The organism is Streptomyces sp. NPDC005722 (assembly GCF_040630935.1).
Lineage (GTDB): Bacteria > Actinomycetota > Actinomycetes > Streptomycetales > Streptomycetaceae > Actinacidiphila.
In genome coordinates this window covers 24,337-44,231 of sequence record NZ_JBEXYN010000054.1, presented here as the reverse complement: position 1 = coordinate 44,231, position 19,895 = coordinate 24,337, and the positions used below count along the sequence as shown (strand labels likewise).

Sequence of the window (19,895 nt, the reverse complement as noted above, 5' to 3'; positions counted from 1 at the left end):
CGGCCGCACCCCCCGCGGGTCCGCTCCCGACCACCGGTCAGCCGGGGTTGCCCCGCTCGATCCACCGGGCGATCCGCTCCGGCCCCACCGGCCGCCCGAAGTACCAGCCCTGCCCCCAGTCGCAGCCCAGCGAGCGCAGCCGCCGGGCGTGCTGGGCGCTCTCCACGCCCTCGGCGGTGACCGTGAGCCCGAGCGCGTGCGCCAGCGACACCAGTCCGCCGACGATCCGCCAGCCGACCGGGTCGTCCGTCCCGGCGCGGTGGGGGTCCGTGACGAACGCTCCGGCGATCTTCAGCCCGGAGACCGGCAGGTCCCTGAGGTAGGCGAGGTTCGACCAGCCGGTGCCGAAGTCGTCGACGGCCAGCGAGACCCCGGCGTCGGCGATCGCCTGCAGGGCGCGCAGCGACTCGTCCTCGGGACCGATCACCGCGCTCTCGGTGATCTCCAGCTCCAGCCGCCCTGGTTCGAGGCCGGTGCTGTCCAGGATCGACGTGACGTCGTGCACCAGGCCCGGGTTGCGGATCTGCCGTACCGCCAGGTTGACGTTGATCTGCGGCGCCGCCTCCCCGTACCGCCGCACCCAGTCGGCCGCCTGTCCCACCGCGCGTTCCAGGATCCACCGGCCCAGCGGCATGATCAGCCCGGTCTCCTCCGCCGTCCCCACGAACTCGTCGGGACCCAGCACCCCGAACTGCGGGTGCCGCCACCGCACCAGGGCCTCCACCGCCACCAGGGAGCCGTCGGCCAGCGAGCACAGCGGCTGGTAGTCGACGAAGAACTCCCCGCGGTCCAGGGCCACCGGCAGCCGGACCGAGATGGCGTAGCGGCTGACGGCGCGCGCGTTGTGTGTGGGGTCGAAGAGCGTCCAGCGGCCCCGGCCCGCCTCCTTGGAGCGGTACAGCGTCAGGTCCGCCGCCCGTACCGCCGCCCCCGGGGTCGTGGCGGCGACCCGCTGCGCCAGCACCCCGACGCTGGCGCCGATCGTCAGCTGGTGGTCGCCCACGAGGAAGGGCCGCGAGAACGTGCTCAGGACGAGCTTGGCGACGGCCACCGCCTCCTGGTCGCCGCGGCACTCCTCCAGCAGCACCACGAACTCGTCCCCGCCGAGCCGGGCCACCAGGTGCCCCAGCGGGGCGAGCGCCGCGTCCAGCCGTTCCGCGACGGCCGTCAGCAGCCGGTCGCCGGTCTCGTGACCGAGGCTGTCGTTGACGACCTTGAAGCCGTCGAGGTCGACGTAGCACAGGCCGAAGCGCGCACCGGGCGGCGGCTGTTCGAACAGGCCCTCCAGCCGCTCGAAGAAGGCGGTGCGGTTGGGCAGCCCGGTCAGCGGGTCGTGGGTGGCCTGGTGGCGCAGCCGTTCCTGCAGGCGGTAGCGGTCGGTGATGTCCTCGACCATCGCCACCTGGTAGCGGGGCTCCCCGTGCTCGTCGCGGATCAGCGAGACCGTCAGGTGGGTCCACACGACCTCGCCGTCGCGCCGGTAGTACGGCTTGTCGCACTGGAACCGCTCGCGGCGCCCCCTGACCAGGTCCTCGTACGCCTCCCACACGCCCGGGGCGTCCTCGGGGTGCACCAGTTCCGTGACCCGGCGGCCCCGCAACTCCTCCGGGCGGGCCCCGAGCAGCTCCCGCAGCGCCTGGTTGGACTGCACGATCGTGCCGTCCACGTCGGCGATGCCGATGCCGATCGCGGCGTGCTCGAACAGCGCGCGGAAGCGGGCCTCCGAGGCGTTCCTGGCCCGCTCGGCGTCCTCCCGGGCCCGGAACGCGGCGCGCTGGATCGCCCCCTGCTCGCGCAGGGTCCGCTCGCGCAGCGCGGCCGCCCAGCCGGAGGCGAAGGCGCCGGCCACGGCCGGCACCCGCCCGGGTCCGGCCGGCTGGACCTGCAGCAGCGCCACGGCGGCCGCCAGGATCTCCGGGTCGGTGAAGTGGGCCTCCACCAGCAGCGTGCCGGCCTGTTCCGCGAGCGCGGTGTCGCACGCGGGCTCGCCCAGCGCCCGCCCCAGCAGGCCCGCCGTCGTGTCCGCCACCCGGCGCAGCGTCAGCGGGGGCAGCGCGAGCCCCGGCCCGGAGCGCAGCAGGCGGGTCCAGGCCTCCGCGAAGTCCGGGGCGGGTCCCGCGACGGCCGACGGCGACTCCCTCACGACCGCCGCCCCACACCGGCCAGGCCCGACATCCGTTCGGGATGGGGCCCCACGGACTCCGGGTCCTCCGGCCGCCACTCGGGCAGCCAGACCACCCCGGGCGGCAGCAGCTCCCAGCCGTCGAAGAACGCCGTCACCTCTTCCCTGGTCCGCATGACCAGGGGTGTCGTGGTGCGCCGGGCGTAGAGCTCGGCCAGGGAGTCCGCCTGCTCGGGGCGGCTCTCCCGGGAGGCGTGGGTGAGCACCAGGTGGCTGCCGGGCGGCACGGCGTCGCGCAGTGCGCCCACGATCTTGCCGGGGTCCTCGGCGTCGGTGACGAAGTGGAGCATCGCGACCAGCAGCACGGCCACCGGTTCCCCGGGCGCGAGGAGGCCGGTGACCTCGGGCCGGGAGAGCAGGTCGCCGGTGTCGGTCATGTCGGCCATCACCATGGCGCTCAGCGGGTCGTCCTGGAGCAGCAGCCGGCTGTGCGCCACCGCGATCGGGTCCAGGTCCACGTACACCACGCGCGCCTGCGGCCGGACGGCCCGCGCCACCTCGTGCACGGCGCCGAAGGTCGGGATCCCGGAACCGATGTCCAGGAAGCGGGTGATGCCCAGGGCGGCGAGGTGCTGGACCGTGCGGCGCAGGAAGGCACGGTTGGCGCGCATGATCACCGGCAGGTCGGGCCAGAGCGCCATGGCCTGGCGCGCCATGTCGCGATCGGCCTCGAAGTTGTGGGACCCGCCCAGGTAGTAGTCGTAGACCCGGGCGGCGTTGGGGGTCTCGACGTCCGTCCCTGCGGGCACCCACTCGGGTCGACGCATGCGGCACCTCTCCCCGTCTGAGCGTTCCTCGGAAGTACGGGTCCACTGAGAATCCTATATGTCTCATATCTACGCATTTTCGCCGGAGATGGTTCCCGGACTACGGACCGCGGGGCGATAACACAGAGCGATCGGGGACGTACACAACGCGGCGGAATCTCGCCCCCCCGCCCGGCCGTTGTCGCTCGCGCGGGTGACACGGCACCATGGGACCCGGCACTTCCGGCGGGTCCGACGCGTTGGGCAGTGCGGCACATCCCCGACCCACGGAAACGGCGACATGGTGACTACGGCGGTTGACACGGCTCGCACCGAGAGCGGGAGCCAGGAGTCCGCGGACGGACTCATCGGCGCGGGCAAGGCCTTCAGCTGGCTGCTCGTCGTCTGCGGTGCGCTCGGTCTGCTCGCCTCGTGGGTCATCACGATCGACAAGTTCAAGCTGCTGGAGGACCCGAACTTCGTCCCCGGCTGCAGCCTGAACCCGATCATCTCCTGCGGCAACATCATGAAGAGCGAGCAGGCGCACGCCTTCGGCTTCCCCAACCCGATGATCGGCATGGTCGCCTACCCCGTCGTCATCGCCCTCGCCGTGGGGATGTTCGCCGGGGCCCGCTACCGCCGCTGGTTCTGGCTCGGGCTGCAGGCCGGCACGCTCTTCGGCGTCTGCTTCGTGACGTGGCTGCAGTACCAGTCGCTGTACAGCATCGGCTCGCTGTGCCTGTGGTGCTCGCTGGCCTGGGTCGTCACCATCGCGCTGTTCTGGTACACCCTCGTCCACAACCTCAAGCACGAGGTCATCCCGGCACCGGCCCGGGTCCGCTCCCTGGTCCTGGAGTTCCACTGGGTCGTCCCGGTGCTCTGGTACGGCGTGATCGCGGTGGCGATCCTGGCCCGCTGGTGGACGTACTGGAGCACCCTGATCTGACGGCGGCGCCGACTGTCGGTGCGGTGACATAGGCTTTCTGGCCGTGGAGCCCGACCTGTTCACCGCCGCCGCAGAGGAACGCCAGTCGAGGGAGCCCGGAGGGAGCCCGCTGGCCGTACGGATGCGCCCGCGCACCCTCGACGAGGTCGTGGGGCAGGGCCATCTGCTCCGCCCCGGGTCGCCGTTGCGGCGCCTGGTCGGCGAGGGCGGCGGCGGGCCGGCCGGGCCGTCCTCGGTGATCCTCTGGGGCCCGCCCGGCATCGGCAAGACGACCCTCGCCTACGTCGTCAGCCACGCCACCAACAAGCGCTTCGTCGAGCTGTCGGCGATCACCGCGGGCGTCAAGGAGGTCCGCGCGGTCATCGAGAGCGCCAAGCGCGAGTCCGGCGGCTACGGCCGCGACACCGTGCTCTTCCTGGACGAGATCCACCGGTTCAGCAAGGCCCAGCAGGACTCGCTGCTGCCCGCCGTCGAGAACCGCTGGGTCACCCTGATCGCCGCCACCACCGAGAACCCGTACTTCTCGATCATCTCCCCGCTGCTGTCCCGGTCCCTGCTGCTCACCCTGGAGCCGCTGACCGACGACGACCTGCGCGGCCTGCTGCGCCGCGCGCTCACCGACGAGCGCGGCCTGAAGGGCGCGGTCACGCTGCCCGAGGACACCGAGGAGCACCTGCTGCGGATCGCGGGCGGGGACGCCCGCCGGGCGCTGACGGCGCTGGAGGCGGGCGCGGGGGCGGCCCTGGCGAAGGGCGAGCCGGAGATCTCCCTGGGCACCCTCGAGGAGACCGTCGACCGTGCCGCCGTGAAGTACGACCGCGACGGCGACCAGCACTACGACGTGGCCAGCGCGCTGATCAAGTCCATCCGCGGCTCGGACGTCGACGCCGCCCTGCACTACCTGGCCCGCATGATCGAGGCCGGGGAGGACCCGCGGTTCATCGCCCGCCGGCTGATGATCTCCGCCAGCGAGGACATCGGCCTGGCCGACCCGACCGCGCTGCCCACGGCGGTCGCCGCGGCCCAGGCGGTGGCGATGATCGGCTTCCCCGAGGCGGCGCTGACCCTCAGCCACGCCACGATCGCGCTCGCCCTGGCCCCCAAGTCCAACGCGGCGACGACGGCCATCGGGGCCGCCCTCGCCGACGTGCGCGCGGGCAAGGCCGGCCCGGTCCCCGCCCACCTGCGCGACAGCCACTACAAGGGCGCGGCCAAGCTCGGCCACGGCAAGGGCTACCAGTACCCGCACGACCTGCCGGGTGCCATCGCCGCCCAGCAGTACGCACCGGACGAGATCCACGGCCGGCGCTACTACGAGCCGACCCGCTACGGCGCCGAGGCCCGCTACGCCGACGTGCTGGAGCGCGTCAGGGAACGTCTGGCAGGGGAGTAGCGCGCGGCCCGCGTACGGCCTCGCGGCGCTCCCGCGCGGCCGGTCAGCGCCCCTGCCCGGCCGCCGCCTCCTCGGCGGCGTCGAAGAGCGCGTGCATCGCCCGGTGCAGGTCGGCGTGGCCCCGTACGGGCTCGGGGAACTCGAAGCGGGCGTCGAAGACGCCGTCCGCGCCGCTGAAGCGCACCCGCAGCCCGAAGCGGTCCAGGGCGAGCGGCACCGCGGTGGCCGGCGTGCTGCGGCAGGCTCCGGCGTCACCGGCGAGCGCGCACAGCCAGCCCACCTGGTCGGCGTGGGCGGCCGCCAGGTGCTGCAGCAGTTCGGCCTCGTGGTCGACGAGCGGGTCGGGGCGGGCGGCGGCGAACTCGTCCGGCTCCACCTGCTCCGCGCCCCACAGGTCGTCCAGCGACGCCTCCCCGACCTCCAGCCGCAGCCGCACCTTCCCGGCCGGGGCCGGCAGGTCGCGCGCGACGGTGATCCAGCCCGCGATCCAGGCGCGGCCGCGGATGCGTCCGGGCACCGCGACCGGGGCGACGTCAGTGATGTCGAGCACAGCGGTGAGGTCGTCGTCCTCGGCGTGGGTCGCGGCCCTCACGGCGGGCGATTCCGCGGGGAACAGCAGGAAGAGGTCGCCGTCGGTGCCCACGATCCGTTCCTCGGGGACCATGAGCTCGGGGAGGTCGGGGACCAGGCCGGGAATCACCAGGATGGCGGAGGCGGTACTCTGTACGAGAGTTCGTGTGCGCTCGGCTGCTGACGGCAGTCGGGCGATTTCATGCCCGCTGGGACGCGGCTGACCATGAGCTGATCGGACCCCCGTCAAGTCGGCGCCCGCGATGGCGTCGGCGGCGCCCTGTGCGGCGTCCGTTACGTCCGTGATGCGCGTGGTGTTCCCTGGGCGAGACATGCGATCTCCTTCGCTAAGGTAAGGCTTACCTAACTTACATGGAGGTCTGGGAAACGTGAACCAGTCGCGTCCCAAGGTCAAGAAGTCGCGCGCCCTCGGCATCGCCCTGACGCCGAAGGCCGTCAAGTACTTCGAGGCCCGTCCCTACCCGCCGGGCGAGCACGGCCGTGGCCGCAAGCAGAACAGTGACTACAAGGTCCGACTGCTGGAGAAGCAGCGTCTGCGTGCGCAGTACGACATCTCCGAGCGCCAGATGGCCCGCGCCTACGACCGCGCCCGCAAGGTCAGCGGCAAGACCGGCGAGGCCCTGATCGTCGAGCTCGAGCGCCGCCTGGACGCCCTCGTCCTGCGCGCCGGCCTGGCCCGCACCATCTACCAGGCCCGCCAGATGGTCGTCCACGGCCACATCGAGGTCAACGGCCACAAGGTCGACAAGCCGTCCTTCCGCGTCACCCCCGATGACGTCGTGATGGTCCGCGAGCGCTCCCGCGCCAAGACCCCGTTCCAGGTCGCCCGTGAGGGCGGCTGGGCCGGCGAGGGCGAGACCCCGAAGTACCTGCAGGTCAACCTGCAGGCGCTGGCCTTCCGGCTGGACCGTCTGCCGAACCGTCGTGAGGTCCCCGTGATCTGCGACGAGCAGCTCGTCGTCGAGTACTACGCTCGCTGACGCCTGCCGCACCCGGCACGCGCACGCACGTCAGCCCCGGTCTCCCGCCCTCGCGGCGGGGCACCGGGGCTTTCGCGTACCCGGGGGCTACCCGGCCCCGCGGCGCTCAGTCCTGGGCGGACCGGCCGAGCGGCGCGCCGGCGGGCAGCGGGCCGGCGGGCGGGACCGGGCCGTGCGGCGTCCGCCGCCCGGGGCGCGTCGGGGGCAGCCCGGCCAGGGCCCTGGCGACCGCGGCGTCGAGGTCCAGCGCACCGCCCTCGGCGTACGCCGCCTCGTAGCCGGCCCGGCCCAGCTCGGCGCGGGCCAGTTCCTCGCAGCGCTGGTGGGGGATGCCGAAGTGGCGTGACCCGAAGACCGGGAGCCCGACCAGCCGCCAGATGCCGCCCGCCGCGCCCTGCAGCACCGCCGCCTCCCGGGCGTCCCCCGGGACCCGCAGCACGGCGAGCAGTTCGATGCCGAGCACGATGCCCACCATGTCGCGGAAGGTGTGGTTGATCCGCACGCACTCGGCCGCGAGCTCGGCGGCGAGCACGGGGTCCTCCTGCCACCAGGCGATGACCGCCCGCGTGTAGAGCGCGTACGCCAGCGCCCAGCGCTCCCCGTGGTCCTCGCAGACCTCGCGGATGTGGTCGCACAGCTCGATCCCGCCCTCCAGGTCGCCGTCGAAGGCCACGGCCATCGCCAGCTCGACCTCGGCCATGATCACGTTGCTGTTGAGCTCGCCCAGCGTCCGGTAGTGGCCCAGCGCCTCCTCGAACAGCGCCCTGGCCCGCGGCAGGTCGTCGCTGAGCAGTGCGCCGCACCCCATGCGGTGCACCGCGTACGCCACCGCCGTCGCGTCCCCGGTGGCCAGCGCCTGCTCGCGGCACTCGTAGAGCATGCCGAGCGCCGCGGTCCCGTCGCCCTGGAGGATCGAGACGTAACCGCACACCCACAGCGCCTTGGCCCGCTGCCCGGTGGGCTCGTGGTCGGCCGCCAGCGCGCGCTCCAGCCAGTAGCGGCCCTCGGCGAGCCGGCCGCAGCCGACCCAGAAGAACCACAGGCTCGCCGCCAGGTACTGCCCGGTCCGCAGTTCCTCGGGGACCTCGAGGGAGAACTCCAGCGCGGCGCGCAGGTTGGGCAGTTCGCGCTCGGTGCCGGCCGAGATCTCCTCCTGCCGCGCGCCGAACCACTCCATCTCGCCCCAGGTGGCGAAGCCCAGGTACCAGTCGCGGTGCCGGGTCCGCAGCCGCCGTTCCTCGTCCAGCCCGCGCAGCCAGCCCAGGCCGTACTCGCGAACGGTGTCCAGCAGCAGGTAGCGCACCGCGCCCGCGACCTCGCGGCGCAGCACCACCGACTTGTCCACGAGGTCCGCCAGCAGGTCCACCACGGCCTCGGAGGACACCTCACCGCCCGCGCACACGTACTCCGCCGCTTCGAGGTCGAAGTCCCCGGCGAACACCGACAGCCGTGCCCACAGCAGCCGTTCGTGCGGGGTGCACAGCTCGTGGCTCCACCCGATCGTCGTACGCAGCGCGCGGTGCCGCTCGGGGCCGCCGGTGCCGCCGCGCCGGGTGAGCAACCGGAAGCGGTCGTCCAGCCGTCCGGTCATCTGCCGCACCGACAGTGCCCGCACACGGCCCGCCGCCAGTTCCAGCGCCAGCGGGATGCCGTCCAGGCGGCGGCACAGTTCCTCGACCTCGGCCCGGTTCCCCGCGTCCACGGTGAAGCCCGGCAGCGCCGCGGCCGCCCGGTCGGCGAACAGCTCCACCGCCTCGTCGGCGTCGGCCAGCGGTTCCAGCGCCACGATGTGCTCGCCGGCCACCCCCAGCGGCTGCCGGCTGGTGGCCAGTACCCGCAGGTCCGGTGCCGTGCGCAGCAGCGCGTCGGCCAGTTCGGCCGCCGCCTGCACCTGTCCCTCGCAGCAGTCCAGGACGAGCAGCAGTTCGCGGCGGGCCAGGAAGGCGCCGATCACGGCCCGCGGACTGCGCGTGGTGTGGTCGGTGAGGCCGAGCGCGTGCGCCACGGCGAGGTCCACCAGCCCCGGGTCCCGTACGGCCCCGAGCCCGGCCAGCCGGACCCCGTCGGCGAACCCGGCACGCAGACCGGCCGCCGCGCGCAGCGCGAGCCGGGTCTTGCCGACCCCGCCCACGCCGGTCACCGTCACCATCCGGGCCCGCTCCAGCAGCCGGGCCACGTCGTCGAGCTCGCGCCGCCGGCCGACGAAGTGGTTCAGCTCGCACGGCAGCTCGCCGGGCGTCGTCTCATGGCGCATGGGTCACGGAGGGTATCGTCAAATAAGCGGAACGTACAATCCGGGCGCGTGGCCAGGGGGCGGTCGCGGGCGGCACCGGCCCGCAACGCGGTACGGAGCGTGCTGCCCGTCGCGATAAGGTCGGTATCTGTATCGGTACCTGGTTGGCGCGGTGGATCCGAGGGAGTGGCAACGTGTCCGGTGGAGAGGTGGCCGGCCTCATCGTGGCCGTCTTCTGGGCGATCCTGGTGTCGTTCCTCGCCGTGGCACTCGTACGGCTCGCCCAGGCGCTCCGTCAGGCCACCCGCCTGGTGGCGGAGGTGACCGACCAGGCCGTGCCGCTGCTCGGCGAGGCCTCCGCGGCGGTCCGCGAGGCGCACGCCCAGCTGGCCCGCGTGGACACCATCACCTCCGACGTCGCCGAGGTGACCGCCAACGCCTCCGCCCTGTCCACGACCGTCGCCTCCACCTTCGGAGGCCCCCTCGTGAAGGTCGCGGCCTTCGGTTACGGCGTGCGGCGTGCGGTCACCCTCCAGACCAAGGGCGCCGGCAAGAAGCGCACCGTGGTCGTCGGCCGGACGCTCCCGTCCGCCCGCAGCCGTAAACCAAGGGGCTGACCCGCATGTTCCGTCGTGCCTTCTGGTTCACCGCCGGTGCCGCCGCCGGGGTGTGGGCCACCAACAAGGTCCATCGCAAGATCCGCAGCCTGACTCCCGAGAGCCTCGCGGCGAAGGCGGCCGACAAGGCCCTGGAGGCCGGGGACCGGCTGCGCACCTTCGCGCAGGACGTCCGCGCCGGCATGGCCGAGCGCGAGGGCCAGCTGAACGACGCACTGGGCCGCACGGCCCCCGACCTCGACATGCCGGCCCCGCGGCCGGCGATCTCGTACCACCACCGGAAGGACGAACACTGATGGAGTCGGCAGAAATCCGCCGCCGCTGGCTGCGTTTCTTCGAGGAGCGCGGGCACACCGTCGTGCCCTCGGCGTCGCTCATCGCCGACGACCCGACGCTCCTTCTGGTGCCCGCGGGCATGGTTCCGTTCAAGCCCTACTTCCTGGGCGAGGTCAAGCCGCCCTTCCCGCGCGCCACCAGCGTGCAGAAGTGCGTCCGCACGCCCGACATCGAAGAGGTCGGCAAGACCACGCGCCACGGCACCTTCTTCCAGATGTGCGGCAACTTCTCCTTCGGCGACTACTTCAAGGAAGGCGCCATCAAGTTCGCCTGGGAGCTGCTCACCAGCTCCGTGGCGGACGGCGGTTACGGCCTCGACCCCGAGCGGCTGTGGATCACCGTCTACAAGGACGACGACGAGGCCGAGCAGATCTGGCGCGACGTCGTGGGCGTGCCCGCCGAGCGCATCCAGCGCCTGGGCATGAAGGACAACTTCTGGTCCATGGGCGTCCCCGGCCCCTGCGGCCCCTGCTCCGAGATCAACTACGACCGCGGCCCCGAGTTCGGCGTCGAGGGCGGCCCGGCCGTCAACGACGAGCGGTACGTGGAGATCTGGAACCTGGTCTTCATGCAGTACGAGCGCGGGGAGGGCAGCGGCAAGGAGGAGTTCCCGATCCTCGGCGACCTGCCCGCCAAGAACATCGACACCGGCCTCGGTCTCGAGCGTCTCGCCATGATCCTGCAGGACGTGCAGAACATGTACGAGACCGACACCCTGCGGGCCGTCATCGACAAGGCCACCGAACTCACCGGCGTCGCCTACGGTGCCGCCCACGAGTCCGACGTCTCGCTGCGCGTCGTCGCCGACCACATGCGCACCTCCGTCATGCTCATCGGCGACGGCGTCACCCCCGGCAACGAGGGCCGCGGCTACGTGCTGCGCCGCATCATGCGCCGCGCCATCCGCAACATGCGGCTGCTCGGCGCCGCGGACGCGGTGGTCGGCGAACTCGTGGACACCGTCATCAAGACGATGGGCCAGCAGTACCCGGAGCTCGTCGAGGACCGCAAGCGCATCGAGACGGTCGCCCTCGCCGAGGAGACCCGCTTCCTCAAGACGCTGAAGGCCGGCACCAATGTGCTGGACACCGCCGTCACCGAGGCCAAGTCCGCCGGTTCCGGCGTGCTCTCCGGCGACAAGGCCTTCCTGCTCCACGACACCTGGGGCTTCCCGATCGACCTCACCCTCGAAATGGCCGCCGAGCAGGGCCTTTCGGTGGACGAGGACGGCTTCCGCCGCCTGATGAAGGAGCAGCGGGACCGCGCCAAGGCGGACGCCCTGGTGAAGAAGAGCGGCCATGTCGACATGTCGGCGTACCGCTCCATCGCCGACGCGGCCGGCAGCACCCTCTTCACCGGCTACACCGACAACGAGGGCGAGGCCAGCGTCGTCGGCCTGCTGGTCGACGGCGTGCCGTCGCCGGCCGCCAACGAGGGCGACGAGGTCGAGGTCATCCTCGACCGCACCCCCTTCTACGCCGAGGGCGGCGGCCAGCTCGCCGACACCGGCCGCATCCGCACCGACTCCGGCGCCGTCATCGAGGTCCGCGACGTGCAGCAGCCCGTGCCGGGCGTGACCGTGCACAAGGGCAGCGTCCAGGTCGGCGAGGTGACGGTCGGCTCCGGCGCCTTCGCCAGGATCGACCTCGGCCGCCGCCGGGCCATCGCCCGCGCCCACAGCGCCACCCACCTCACCCACCAGGCGCTGCGCGACGCCCTCGGCCCCACGGCCGCCCAGGCCGGTTCCGAGAACTCCCCGGGCCGCTTCCGCTTCGACTTCGGCTCGCCGGCCGCCGTGCCGGGCAGCGTCCTGACGGACGTCGAGCAGAAGATCAACGCGGTGCTCGCCCGTGAGCTGGACGTCACGGCCGAGATCATGAGCATCGACGAGGCCAAGAAGGCGGGCGCCATCGCCGAGTTCGGCGAGAAGTACGGCGAGCGGGTGCGCGTCGTGACGATCGGCGACTACTCCAAGGAGCTCTGCGGCGGCACGCACGTCCACAACACCGCGCAGCTGGGTCTGGTGAAGCTGCTCGGCGAGTCCTCGATCGGTTCGGGCGTGCGCCGGGTCGAGGCCCTGGTCGGCGTGGACGCGTACAACTTCCTCGCCCGCGAGCACACGGTCGTCGCCCAGCTCCAGCAGCTGGTCAAGGGCCGTCCGGAGGAGCTCCCGGAGAAGATCTCCGGCATGCTCGCCAAGCTCAAGGAGGCCGAGAAGGAGATCGAACGCTTCCGCGCCGAGAAGGTCCTGCAGGCCGCCGCCGGCCTCGCCGACTCCGCCCAGGACGTCAAGGGCGTGGCCCTGGTCACCGGCCAGGTACCGGACGGAACCGGCGCCGACGACCTGCGCAAGCTCGTGCTGGACGTCCGCCAGCGGATCGGCGGCGGCCGCGCCGCCGTCGTGGCCCTGTTCGCCGTCGCGGGTGACCGTCCGCTGACCGTCATCGCCACCAACGAGGCGGCGCGTGAGCGCGGCCTGAAGGCCGGCGAGCTGGTCCGTGCCGCCGCCAAGACCCTCGGCGGCGGTGGCGGCGGCAAGCCGGACGTCGCCCAGGGCGGAGGCCAGAACGCGGACGCGGTCGGCGAGGCCGTCGCCGCCGTGCAGCGACTGGTCGCCGAGACGGTCTGAGGCCGGCGATGCGCAGAGGTCGCAGGATCGCGATCGACGTCGGGGACGCCCGCATCGGGGTCGCCTCGTGCGACCCCGACGGGCTGATCGCCACACCCGTCGAGACGGTGCCCGGCCGGGACGTCCCGGCCGCGCGCCGTCGCATCGCGGAGATCGTCGAGGAGTACGACCCGATCGAGGTGCTGGTCGGCCTGCCCCGCTCGCTCAACGGGCGGGAGGGGCAGGCCGCGGCCAAGGCCCGCGGCTTCGCCGAGGATGTGGCGAAGATCATCTCCCCCGTCCCGGTGCGCCTGGTGGACGAGCGGATGACGACCGTCACCGCGACGCAGGGCCTGCGCGCATCGGGCGTCAAGGCGAAGAAGGGACGTTCCGTCGTCGACCAGGCGGCGGCCGTGGTCATCCTGCAGAGCGCGCTCGAGACCGAACGGGTGTCTGGTAAAGAGCCGGGCGAGAGCGTCGAACCGTTTATCTGATCGCGGTACGGTAACGTTCCGCGCAGCACGGCGGCTCCACTGCTGGATCCGTGGGTGCCGACGGACCGGGACCGTCCCGCCCGCGCCATCAGCGCCGGCCTGCTGCCGCCTCGCGAACCGAACCGTAGGGGATCGATGACTGACTATGGCCGGAGCCCTGGCTCCGAAGCATGGCACCCCGAAGACCCTCTCTTCGGCGACCAGTGGGCACAGCAGCAGCATTCCGAGCAACAACAGCACCAGCAGCAACAGCAGTATTCCCAGTACCAGCAGCAGCAACCCCAGCATCAGCAGCAACCCCAGCATCAGCAGCAACCTCAGCACCAGCAGCATCAGCAGAACCCGCAGTACCAGCAGCAGGCCGGCTGGGACCCCTACGGCAACACCGGTCAGCAGCAGCAGTACCCGTATGACCCCCAACAGCAGCAGTACGACTCCTGGGGCGCCCCGGCGGGCTACGGCCACGACGGCTACGGCGGCCAGCAGCAGCCCGACTACTACGGGCAGGGCGGTTACCCGCCCCCGCAGCGGCCCGACCAGCGCTACCCGGAGCAGCAGCCCCAGTACCAGCAGCCGCCGCAGCAACAACAGCCGCCGCAGCAGCAACAACAGCCACAGCAGTTGCAGCAGCCGCAGCAGCGCCCCCAGCGCTCCCGTCCGGCCGAGCAGGACGCCCCGCTCTGGGACGACGAGGCGGGTGCCGCCGACGACCATTCCTTCTTCTCCGGCTCGGACGACGACGAGGACGACGAGCCGCAGTCGGCCCGCAGCGAGCGGCGCGGACGCTCGGGCAAGGGCGGCAGCGCCGGGAAGGCCGGGAAGGGCGGCAAGAAGCGCCGCTCGGGCATGGCGTGCCTGGTCGTGCTGGTCGTCCTCGGCGGTGGCGTCGCCGGCATCGGCTGGTTCGGCTACCGCTACTACCAGAGCAACTTCGGCCCGCCGCCGGACTTCGCGGGCAAGGGCAGCGGCGAGGTCCAGGTCGAGATCCCGCAGGGCGCGACCGGCATCCAGATCGGCAACATCCTCAAGAAGGCCGGCGTGGTCAAGAGCGTCGACGCCTTCACGGCCGCCGTCAGCAAGGACCCGGAGGGCAACTCCATCCAGGCGGGCGTCTACGTGCTGCACAAGGAGATGGCCGCGTCCAGCGCCGTCACGATGATGCTCGACCCGAAGTCGCAGAACGTCCTGGTCATCGCCGAAGGTCTGCGCGACGTGCAGATCTACGCGATCGTCGACGCCAAACTGGGGCTCGACAAGGGCACCACCGCCAAGGTCGCCAAGGACCAGGCCGGCAAGCTCGGGCTGCCCGACTGGGCGAACGACAGCGACGACATCAAGGATCCGCTGGAGGGCTTCCTCTGGCCGACCCGGTACAGCGTCGGCAAGGACACCAAGCCCGTCGAGCTGCTGCGCAGCATGGTCGCCAACTCCAAGAAGCAGTACGCCAAGTACGACGTCGAGGCGAAGGCCGAGAAGCTGGGGCTGGAGTCGCCGCTGCAGGTCGTCACCCTGGCCAGCCTGGTGCAGGCCGAGGGCAAGTCCTCCGAGGACTTCAGGAAGATGTCGCGGGTCGTCTACAACCGCCTCAAGCCGACCAACACCGAGACCAACGGCAAGCTCGAGTTCGACTCGACGTACAACTACCTGAAGAACCAGAGCGAGATCAACCTCTCGCTCAAGGAGCTCCGCACCTACGACGACCCCTACAACACGTACTACTACCGGGGGCTCCCGCCGGGACCGATCGGTAACCCCGGCGCGAAGGCGCTGGCCGCGGCCATGGACCCCGAACCGGGCAAGTGGTATTACTTCATCTCCCTCGACGGGCACAAGACCGAGTTCACGGAGACGCTCGCCGAGCACGACAAGCTCGCCAGGGAGTTCGACAGGAAGCACAACGGCTGAGACGCCACCAGCGGGGCGCCGCACGGAGAACCTCCCGTGCGGCGCCCCGTGCTGTCCGGCCCCCGGCCGATCTTGAGGCCGTAGACTCGACCGCCGGCCGACACCGGCCGACGAGACCGCCGGACGACACGGAGCCGAGGGGACCAGCCCATGACGAACAGCCCGCGGGAGGACGCGCGTGCCTAGGGCCGCGGTCCTCGGATCGCCGATCGCGCACTCCCTCTCCCCGGTGCTGCACCGCGCCGCCTACGCGGGTCTGGGCCTGGCCGACTGGACGTACGACCGCTACGAGGTCGACGAGGCCGCGCTGCCCGGCTTCCTGGACGGGCTGGCCGGCCTGCCGGGCGGCGGACGCTGGGCCGGGCTGTCGCTGACCATGCCGCTCAAGCGGGCGGTCATCCCGCTGCTGGACGAGGTCAGCGAGACAGCCTCCGCCGTCGAGGCCGTCAACACGCTGGTCCTCACCGCGGACGGACGCCGCGTGGGCGACAACACCGACATCCCCGGGATGGTGGCGGCGCTGCGCGAGCGCGGCGTCGGACGCGTCGGCTCCGCCGCCGTCCTCGGTGCCGGGGCGACCGCCTCCTCCGCGCTGGCCGCGCTGGCGCAGATCTGCGACGGCGAGGTCACCGCGTACGTGCGCAGCGACACCCGCGCCGGCGAGATGCGGCAGTGGGGCGAGCGGCTCGGCGTGGCGGTGCGGACGGCCGCCTGGGAGGACGCCGCCGAGGCGCTTTCGGCGCCCCTGGTGATTTCCACGACGCCGGCCGGCACCGCCGACGCGCTGGCCGCCGCCGTCCCGGAGCGGCCCGGCACCCTCTTCGACGTGCTGTACGACCCCTGGCCCACCGCTCTGGCGTCCGCCTGGGCGGGCCGCGGCGGGTCAGTCGTCGGAGGGCTGGACCTGCTGGTGCACCAGGCGGTGCTGCAGGTGGAGCTGATGACCGGCCGCGGACCGGCCCCGCTGGCGGCCATGCGGGCGGCCGGCGAGGCGGCGCTGCACCGCTCCTGAACGGGCCGGAGGTGTCCACGGAGCTGTCCGCCCAGCGGACCGCGCCCCGGCTCCGCCGCCGGACGTGAAAGGATCGGTTTACGCACGGATGGTCCGGTCCGCCTCGCCGCGGCCCGGGCGATGATGAAGGAGCGAGCACCGTTGAGCAGGTTGCGCTGGCTGACCGCGGGGGAGTCGCACGGCCCCGCACTCGTCGCGACGCTGGAGGGTCTGCCCTCCGGCGTGCCGATCACCACCGAGATGGTGGCGGACCACCTCGCGCGGCGGCGGCTCGGCTACGGCCGCGGTGCCCGCATGAAGTTCGAGCAGGACCAGGTCACCTTCCTCGGCGGGGTGCGCCACGGGCTCACCCTCGGCTCCCCGGTCGCGGTCATGGTCGGGAACACCGAGTGGCCCAAGTGGGAGCAGGTCATGGCGGCCGACCCGGTGGACCCCGAGATCCTCGCCGGGCTCGCCCGCAACGCCCCGCTGACCCGGCCGCGCCCCGGCCACGCCGACCTCGCCGGCATGCAGAAGTACGGCTTCGACGAGGCCCGGCCGGTCCTGGAGCGGGCGTCCGCCCGTGAGACCGCCGCGCGGGTCGCGCTCGGCGCCGTGGCCCGCTCCTACCTCAAGGAGACGGCCGGCATCGAGATCGTCTCCCACGTCGTGGAGCTCGCCGCGGCCAAGGCCCCGTACGGCGTCTACCCCACCCCGGCCGACGTCGAGCGGCTCGACGCCGACCCCGTGCGCTGCCTGGACGCCGACGCGAGCAAGCGGATGGTCGCCGAGATCGACCAGGCCCACAAGGACGGCGACACCCTCGGCGGGGTCGTCGAGGTGCTCGCCTACGGCGTGCCCGTCGGCCTCGGCAGCCACGTGCACTGGGACCGCCGGCTGGACGCCCGGCTGGCCGCCGCCCTCATGGGCATCCAGGCCATCAAGGGCGTCGAGGTCGGCGACGGCTTCGAGCTCGCCCGCGTGCCCGGCTCCAAGGCGCACGACGAGATCGTCTCCACCGAGGACGGCATCCGCCGCTCCACCGGCCGCTCCGGCGGCACCGAGGGCGGCCTGAGCACCGGGGAGCTGCTGCGGGTGCGGGCCGCGATGAAGCCCATCGCCACCGTGCCGCGCGCCCTGGCCACCGTGGACGTGACCACCGGCGAGGCCACCGCGGCCCACCACCAGCGCTCCGACGTCTGTGCCGTCCCGGCCGCGGGCATCGTCGCCGAGGCGATGGTGGCCCTGGTGCTGGCCGACGCGGTCGGCGAGAAGTTCGGCGGCGACAGCGTCACCGAGACCCGCCGCAACGTGCGCGGCTACCTCGACAACCTGGTGATCCGATGAGCGGCCCGGTCGTCGTCCTGGTGGGCCCCATGGGGGTCGGCAAGACCACCGTCGGCGAGCTGCTCGCCCAGCGGCTCGGTACGACCTGCCGGGACACCGACGCCGACATCGTCGAGGCCGAGGGCCGGCCGATCGCGGACATCTTCGTCGAGGACGGCGAGGAGCACTTCCGCGCGCTGGAGGCGGCGGCCGTCCGCTCCGCGCTCGCCGAGCACCCGGGCGTGCTCGCGCTCGGCGGTGGCGCGATCCTCGACGCGGACACCCGCGGGCTGCTGGCCGGGCTGCCCGTGGTCTTCCTCGACATGGACGTCGCCGAGGCCGTCAAGCGCGTCGGGCTCGACACCGCCCGCCCGCTGCTCGCCGTCAACCCGCGGCGGCAGTGGCGCGAGCTGATGGACGCCCGCCGCCCGCTGTACACCGAGGTCGCCCGCGCCGTGGTCGGCACGGAGGGCCGGACCCCCGAGGACGTCGCGGACGCCGTCCTGGACGCACTGGAGCTGAAGAACGCATGACGGAGCACGCCGCACACGCCCCCATCCGCATCCGGGTCGGGGGCAGTGAGGGCACCGAGCCGTACGAGGTGCTGGTCGGCCGGCAGCTGCTCGGCGAACTGCCCGGCCTGATCGGCGACAAGGCGGCACGGGTCGCCGTCATCCACCCCGAGGCGCTGGAGGCCACCGGCCAGGCGCTCCGCGAGGACCTGGCGGAACAGGGCTACGAGGCCGTCGCCATCCAGGTGCCCAACGCCGAGGAGGCCAAGACCACCGAGGTCGCGGCCTATTGCTGGCGGGCGCTCGGCCAGTCGGGATTCACCCGTACGGATGTCATCGTCGGTGTCGGCGGCGGTGCCACCACCGACCTCGCCGGGTTCGTCGCCGCGACCTGGCTGCGCGGGGTCCGCTGGGTCGCCGTGCCGACCACCGTGCTCGGCATGGTGGACGCCGCGGTCGGCGGCAAGACCGGCATCAACACCGCCGAGGGCAAGAACCTCGTCGGCGCCTTCCACCCGCCCGCCGGGGTGCTCTGCGACCTCGCGGCGCTGGAGTCGCTGGCGGTCAACGACTACGTCAGCGGTCTCGCCGAGATCATCAAGGCCGGCTTCATCGCCGACCCCGTGATCCTCGACCTGATCGAGCAGGACCCGGCCGCCGCCCGCAGCCCCGGCGGGCCGCACACCGCCGAGCTCATCGAGCGCGCCGTCCGCGTCAAGGCCGAGGTGGTCTCCGCCGACCTCAAGGAGTCGGGCCTGCGCGAGATCCTCAACTACGGCCACACCCTCGGCCACGCCATCGAGAAGAACGAGCGCTACAACTGGCGGCACGGCGCGGCCGTCTCCATCGGCATGGTCTTCGCCGCCGAACTCGGCCGCCTCGCGGGCCGGCTGGACGACGCCACCGCCGACCGCCACCGCTCCGTCCTGGAGTCCGTCGGACTCCCGCTGACCTACCGCGGCGACCAGTGGCCCCGGCTGCTGGAGACGATGAAGGTGGACAAGAAGTCCCGCGCCGACCGGCTGCGCTTCATCGTCCTGGACGGCCTCGCCAAGCCGACCGTGCTGGAGGCCCCCGACCCCGGGGTGCTGCTCGCCGCGTACGCGGAGATCTCCAAGTAGCCGACCCGTACGCGTTCACCGATTCCGAACGGCCGGGCACCCCTGGGGCTGCCCGGCCGTTCACACAACTGCGGCCGTTGACGGTACCGTTCGGTCGAACCTGAAAGCTCTTGTACGGACGGAGTGGCCTCGATGCAGCATGCCGTGGGTGCGCCGCTGCCACCGCCGCACGGTGGGCAGCAGGCCGGGCAGCCAGGGCCGCCGCCGCAGCCCCCGGGCACCACCGGGCACTTCCCGATGGCCCAGGGAGCCCCCGTACAGCACCCCGTCCAGCCGCCCCCGCAGTCCGCCGGCAGCGGCGGCGCCCCGCTCCCGCGCACCACGCACGGCCCCGTCGCGGTCCTGCTGATCGGCGCGGCGGGCGCCGGCAAGACGACCATCGCCCGGCACTGGGCCGACCACCGGGGTGTGCCGACCGCCCACGTCAGCCTGGACGACGTCCGCGAATGGGTCCGCTCGGGCTTCGCCGACCCGCAGTCCGGCTGGAACGACAACTCCGAGGCGCAGTACCGTCTCGCCCGCCGCACCTGCGGTTTCGCGGCCCGCAACTTCCTGGCGAACGGCATCTCCTGCATCATCGACGACGCGGTCTTCCCCGACCGCCCGGTCGTCGGCCTCGGCGGCTGGAAGCGCCACGTGGGCCCCGGCCTGCTGCCCGTCGTCCTCCTCCCCGGCCTCGACATCGTGCTGGCCCGCAACGCCCAGCGCAGCGGGAACCGGCGGCTCACGGACGAGGAGGTCGCCCGCATCCACGGCCGCATGGCCGGCTGGTACGGCTCCGGGCTGCCCATCATCGACAACTCCCACCTCGACGTGGCCGCCGCGGCCGCCGCGCTCGACAGCGTCGTCACCCGCAGCCTCCAGGGCGCGCCCGCCTGGTAGCCGCCACCCGGCAGCTCTCGACAGGCCGAGCG

General features: G+C 72.7%; 17 protein-coding genes. 13 read left to right on the top strand and 4 right to left on the bottom strand.

Translation table 11 applies throughout. From position 1 onward, the window contains the following. Window positions 1-37: 37 nt before the first annotated feature. Window positions 38-2,143 (bottom strand): putative bifunctional diguanylate cyclase/phosphodiesterase, encoded by a 2,106-nt coding sequence (locus tag ABZ479_RS36715; RefSeq protein ID WP_500465597.1) that lies wholly within the window; start codon window positions 2,141-2,143, stop codon window positions 38-40. Next, on the bottom strand, window positions 2,140-2,949 hold the full coding sequence (locus ABZ479_RS36710) for an SAM-dependent methyltransferase (protein WP_500465596.1): 810 nt from the start codon (window positions 2,947-2,949) through the stop codon (window positions 2,140-2,142). Before ABZ479_RS36710 ends, ABZ479_RS36715 begins: the two co-directional genes overlap by 4 nt. A 280-nt stretch (window positions 2,950-3,229) precedes the next feature. Here ABZ479_RS36710 and ABZ479_RS36705 point away from each other — a divergent pair, with 280 nt between their 5' ends. Both ABZ479_RS36705 and ABZ479_RS36700 read left to right on the top strand, forming a co-directional pair. Continuing rightward, window positions 3,230-3,874: a vitamin K epoxide reductase family protein gene (locus ABZ479_RS36705; RefSeq protein ID WP_500465595.1), complete on the top strand. Its 645-nt coding sequence runs from the start codon at window positions 3,230-3,232 to the stop codon at window positions 3,872-3,874. Window positions 3,875-3,917: 43 nt separating this feature from the next. Next, the gene (locus ABZ479_RS36700) at window positions 3,918-5,267 is read left to right on the top strand and encodes a replication-associated recombination protein A (protein ID WP_431960594.1); all 1,350 of its coding nucleotides are present in this window, start codon (window positions 3,918-3,920) and stop codon (window positions 5,265-5,267) included. A gap of 43 nt (window positions 5,268-5,310) precedes the next feature. On the opposite strand, the gene ABZ479_RS36695 is transcribed toward ABZ479_RS36700, so the two are convergent. After that, the gene (locus ABZ479_RS36695) at window positions 5,311-6,027 is read right to left on the bottom strand and encodes a DUF2470 domain-containing protein (RefSeq protein WP_500465602.1); all 717 of its coding nucleotides are present in this window, start codon (window positions 6,025-6,027) and stop codon (window positions 5,311-5,313) included. Window positions 6,028-6,226: 199 nt separating this feature from the next. Between ABZ479_RS36695 and rpsD the strand changes: the two genes are divergently transcribed. Then, the gene (gene rpsD / locus ABZ479_RS36690) at window positions 6,227-6,838 is read left to right on the top strand and encodes a 30S ribosomal protein S4 (protein WP_018564200.1); all 612 of its coding nucleotides are present in this window, start codon (window positions 6,227-6,229) and stop codon (window positions 6,836-6,838) included. A 106-nt stretch (window positions 6,839-6,944) separates the two neighbouring features. Here rpsD and ABZ479_RS36685 read toward each other — a convergent pair whose 3' ends face one another. Continuing rightward, the gene (locus ABZ479_RS36685) at window positions 6,945-9,092 is read right to left on the bottom strand and encodes an ATP-binding protein (RefSeq protein ID WP_500465594.1); all 2,148 of its coding nucleotides are present in this window, start codon (window positions 9,090-9,092) and stop codon (window positions 6,945-6,947) included. Window positions 9,093-9,265: 173 nt separating this feature from the next. On the opposite strand from ABZ479_RS36685, the gene ABZ479_RS36680 reads away from it, so the two are divergent. The 10 genes from ABZ479_RS36680 (at window position 9,266) to ABZ479_RS36635 (ending at window position 19,863) form a co-directional block, all read left to right on the top strand. Further along, window positions 9,266-9,688, top strand: a complete 423-nt coding sequence (locus ABZ479_RS36680) for a DUF948 domain-containing protein (RefSeq protein WP_500465593.1) — start codon at window positions 9,266-9,268, stop codon at window positions 9,686-9,688. Between the two features lie 5 nt (window positions 9,689-9,693). Further along, window positions 9,694-9,984, top strand: a complete 291-nt coding sequence (locus ABZ479_RS36675; RefSeq protein WP_499603358.1) for a DUF6167 family protein — start codon at window positions 9,694-9,696, stop codon at window positions 9,982-9,984. After that, window positions 9,984-12,653, top strand: coding sequence for an alanine--tRNA ligase (gene alaS, locus ABZ479_RS36670; protein WP_500465592.1), 2,670 nt, complete (start codon window positions 9,984-9,986; stop codon window positions 12,651-12,653). Before ABZ479_RS36675 ends, alaS begins: the two co-directional genes overlap by 1 nt. 8 nt (window positions 12,654-12,661) lie before the next feature. Then, complete coding sequence (gene ruvX / locus ABZ479_RS36665; protein ID WP_500465591.1) at window positions 12,662-13,126, top strand: Holliday junction resolvase RuvX; 465 nt, start codon at window positions 12,662-12,664, stop codon at window positions 13,124-13,126. Between the two features lie 135 nt (window positions 13,127-13,261). Beyond that, window positions 13,262-15,031 (top strand): endolytic transglycosylase MltG, encoded by a 1,770-nt coding sequence (gene mltG, locus ABZ479_RS36660; protein WP_500465590.1) that lies wholly within the window; start codon window positions 13,262-13,264, stop codon window positions 15,029-15,031. Between the two features lie 178 nt (window positions 15,032-15,209). Beyond that, a complete protein-coding gene (locus ABZ479_RS36655; protein WP_500465589.1) occupies window positions 15,210-16,043 on the top strand; it encodes a shikimate dehydrogenase in 834 nt (277 codons plus the stop codon). A 141-nt stretch (window positions 16,044-16,184) separates the two neighbouring features. Next, a complete protein-coding gene (gene aroC / locus ABZ479_RS36650; protein WP_500465588.1) occupies window positions 16,185-17,369 on the top strand; it encodes a chorismate synthase in 1,185 nt (394 codons plus the stop codon). Continuing rightward, window positions 17,366-17,881 carry a shikimate kinase gene (locus ABZ479_RS36645; protein WP_499603352.1) on the top strand — a complete coding sequence of 172 codons (516 nt, stop codon included), beginning with the start codon at window positions 17,366-17,368 and terminating at the stop codon, window positions 17,879-17,881. Before aroC ends, ABZ479_RS36645 begins: the two co-directional genes overlap by 4 nt. After that, complete coding sequence (gene aroB / locus ABZ479_RS36640; RefSeq protein WP_500465587.1) at window positions 17,878-18,981, top strand: 3-dehydroquinate synthase; 1,104 nt, start codon at window positions 17,878-17,880, stop codon at window positions 18,979-18,981. Before ABZ479_RS36645 ends, aroB begins: the two co-directional genes overlap by 4 nt. Window positions 18,982-19,113: 132 nt before the next feature. After that, window positions 19,114-19,863: an AAA family ATPase gene (locus ABZ479_RS36635; protein ID WP_500465586.1), complete on the top strand. Its 750-nt coding sequence runs from the start codon at window positions 19,114-19,116 to the stop codon at window positions 19,861-19,863. The last annotated feature ends 32 nt before the right edge of the window (window positions 19,864-19,895 follow it).

Excerpts from the sequence above, each read along its gene's own strand:
- alaS (WP_500465592.1), top strand. The coding sequence starts at position 9,984 with ATGGAGTCGGCAGAAATCCGCCGCCGCTGGCTGCGTTTCTTCGAGGAG.
- ABZ479_RS36710 (WP_500465596.1), bottom strand. The coding sequence starts at position 2,949 with ATGCGTCGACCCGAGTGGGTGCCCGCAGGGACGGACGTCGAGACCCCC.
- mltG (WP_500465590.1), top strand. The coding sequence starts at position 13,262 with ATGACTGACTATGGCCGGAGCCCTGGCTCCGAAGCATGGCACCCCGAA.
- ABZ479_RS36675 (WP_499603358.1), top strand. The coding sequence starts at position 9,694 with ATGTTCCGTCGTGCCTTCTGGTTCACCGCCGGTGCCGCCGCCGGGGTG.
- ABZ479_RS36705 (WP_500465595.1), top strand. The coding sequence starts at position 3,230 with ATGGTGACTACGGCGGTTGACACGGCTCGCACCGAGAGCGGGAGCCAG.
- ABZ479_RS36635 (WP_500465586.1), top strand. The coding sequence starts at position 19,114 with ATGCAGCATGCCGTGGGTGCGCCGCTGCCACCGCCGCACGGTGGGCAG.
- ABZ479_RS36645 (WP_499603352.1), top strand. The coding sequence starts at position 17,366 with ATGAGCGGCCCGGTCGTCGTCCTGGTGGGCCCCATGGGGGTCGGCAAG.
- ruvX (WP_500465591.1), top strand. The coding sequence starts at position 12,662 with ATGCGCAGAGGTCGCAGGATCGCGATCGACGTCGGGGACGCCCGCATC.
- ABZ479_RS36685 (WP_500465594.1), bottom strand. The coding sequence starts at position 9,092 with ATGCGCCATGAGACGACGCCCGGCGAGCTGCCGTGCGAGCTGAACCAC.
- aroB (WP_500465587.1), top strand. The coding sequence starts at position 17,878 with ATGACGGAGCACGCCGCACACGCCCCCATCCGCATCCGGGTCGGGGGC.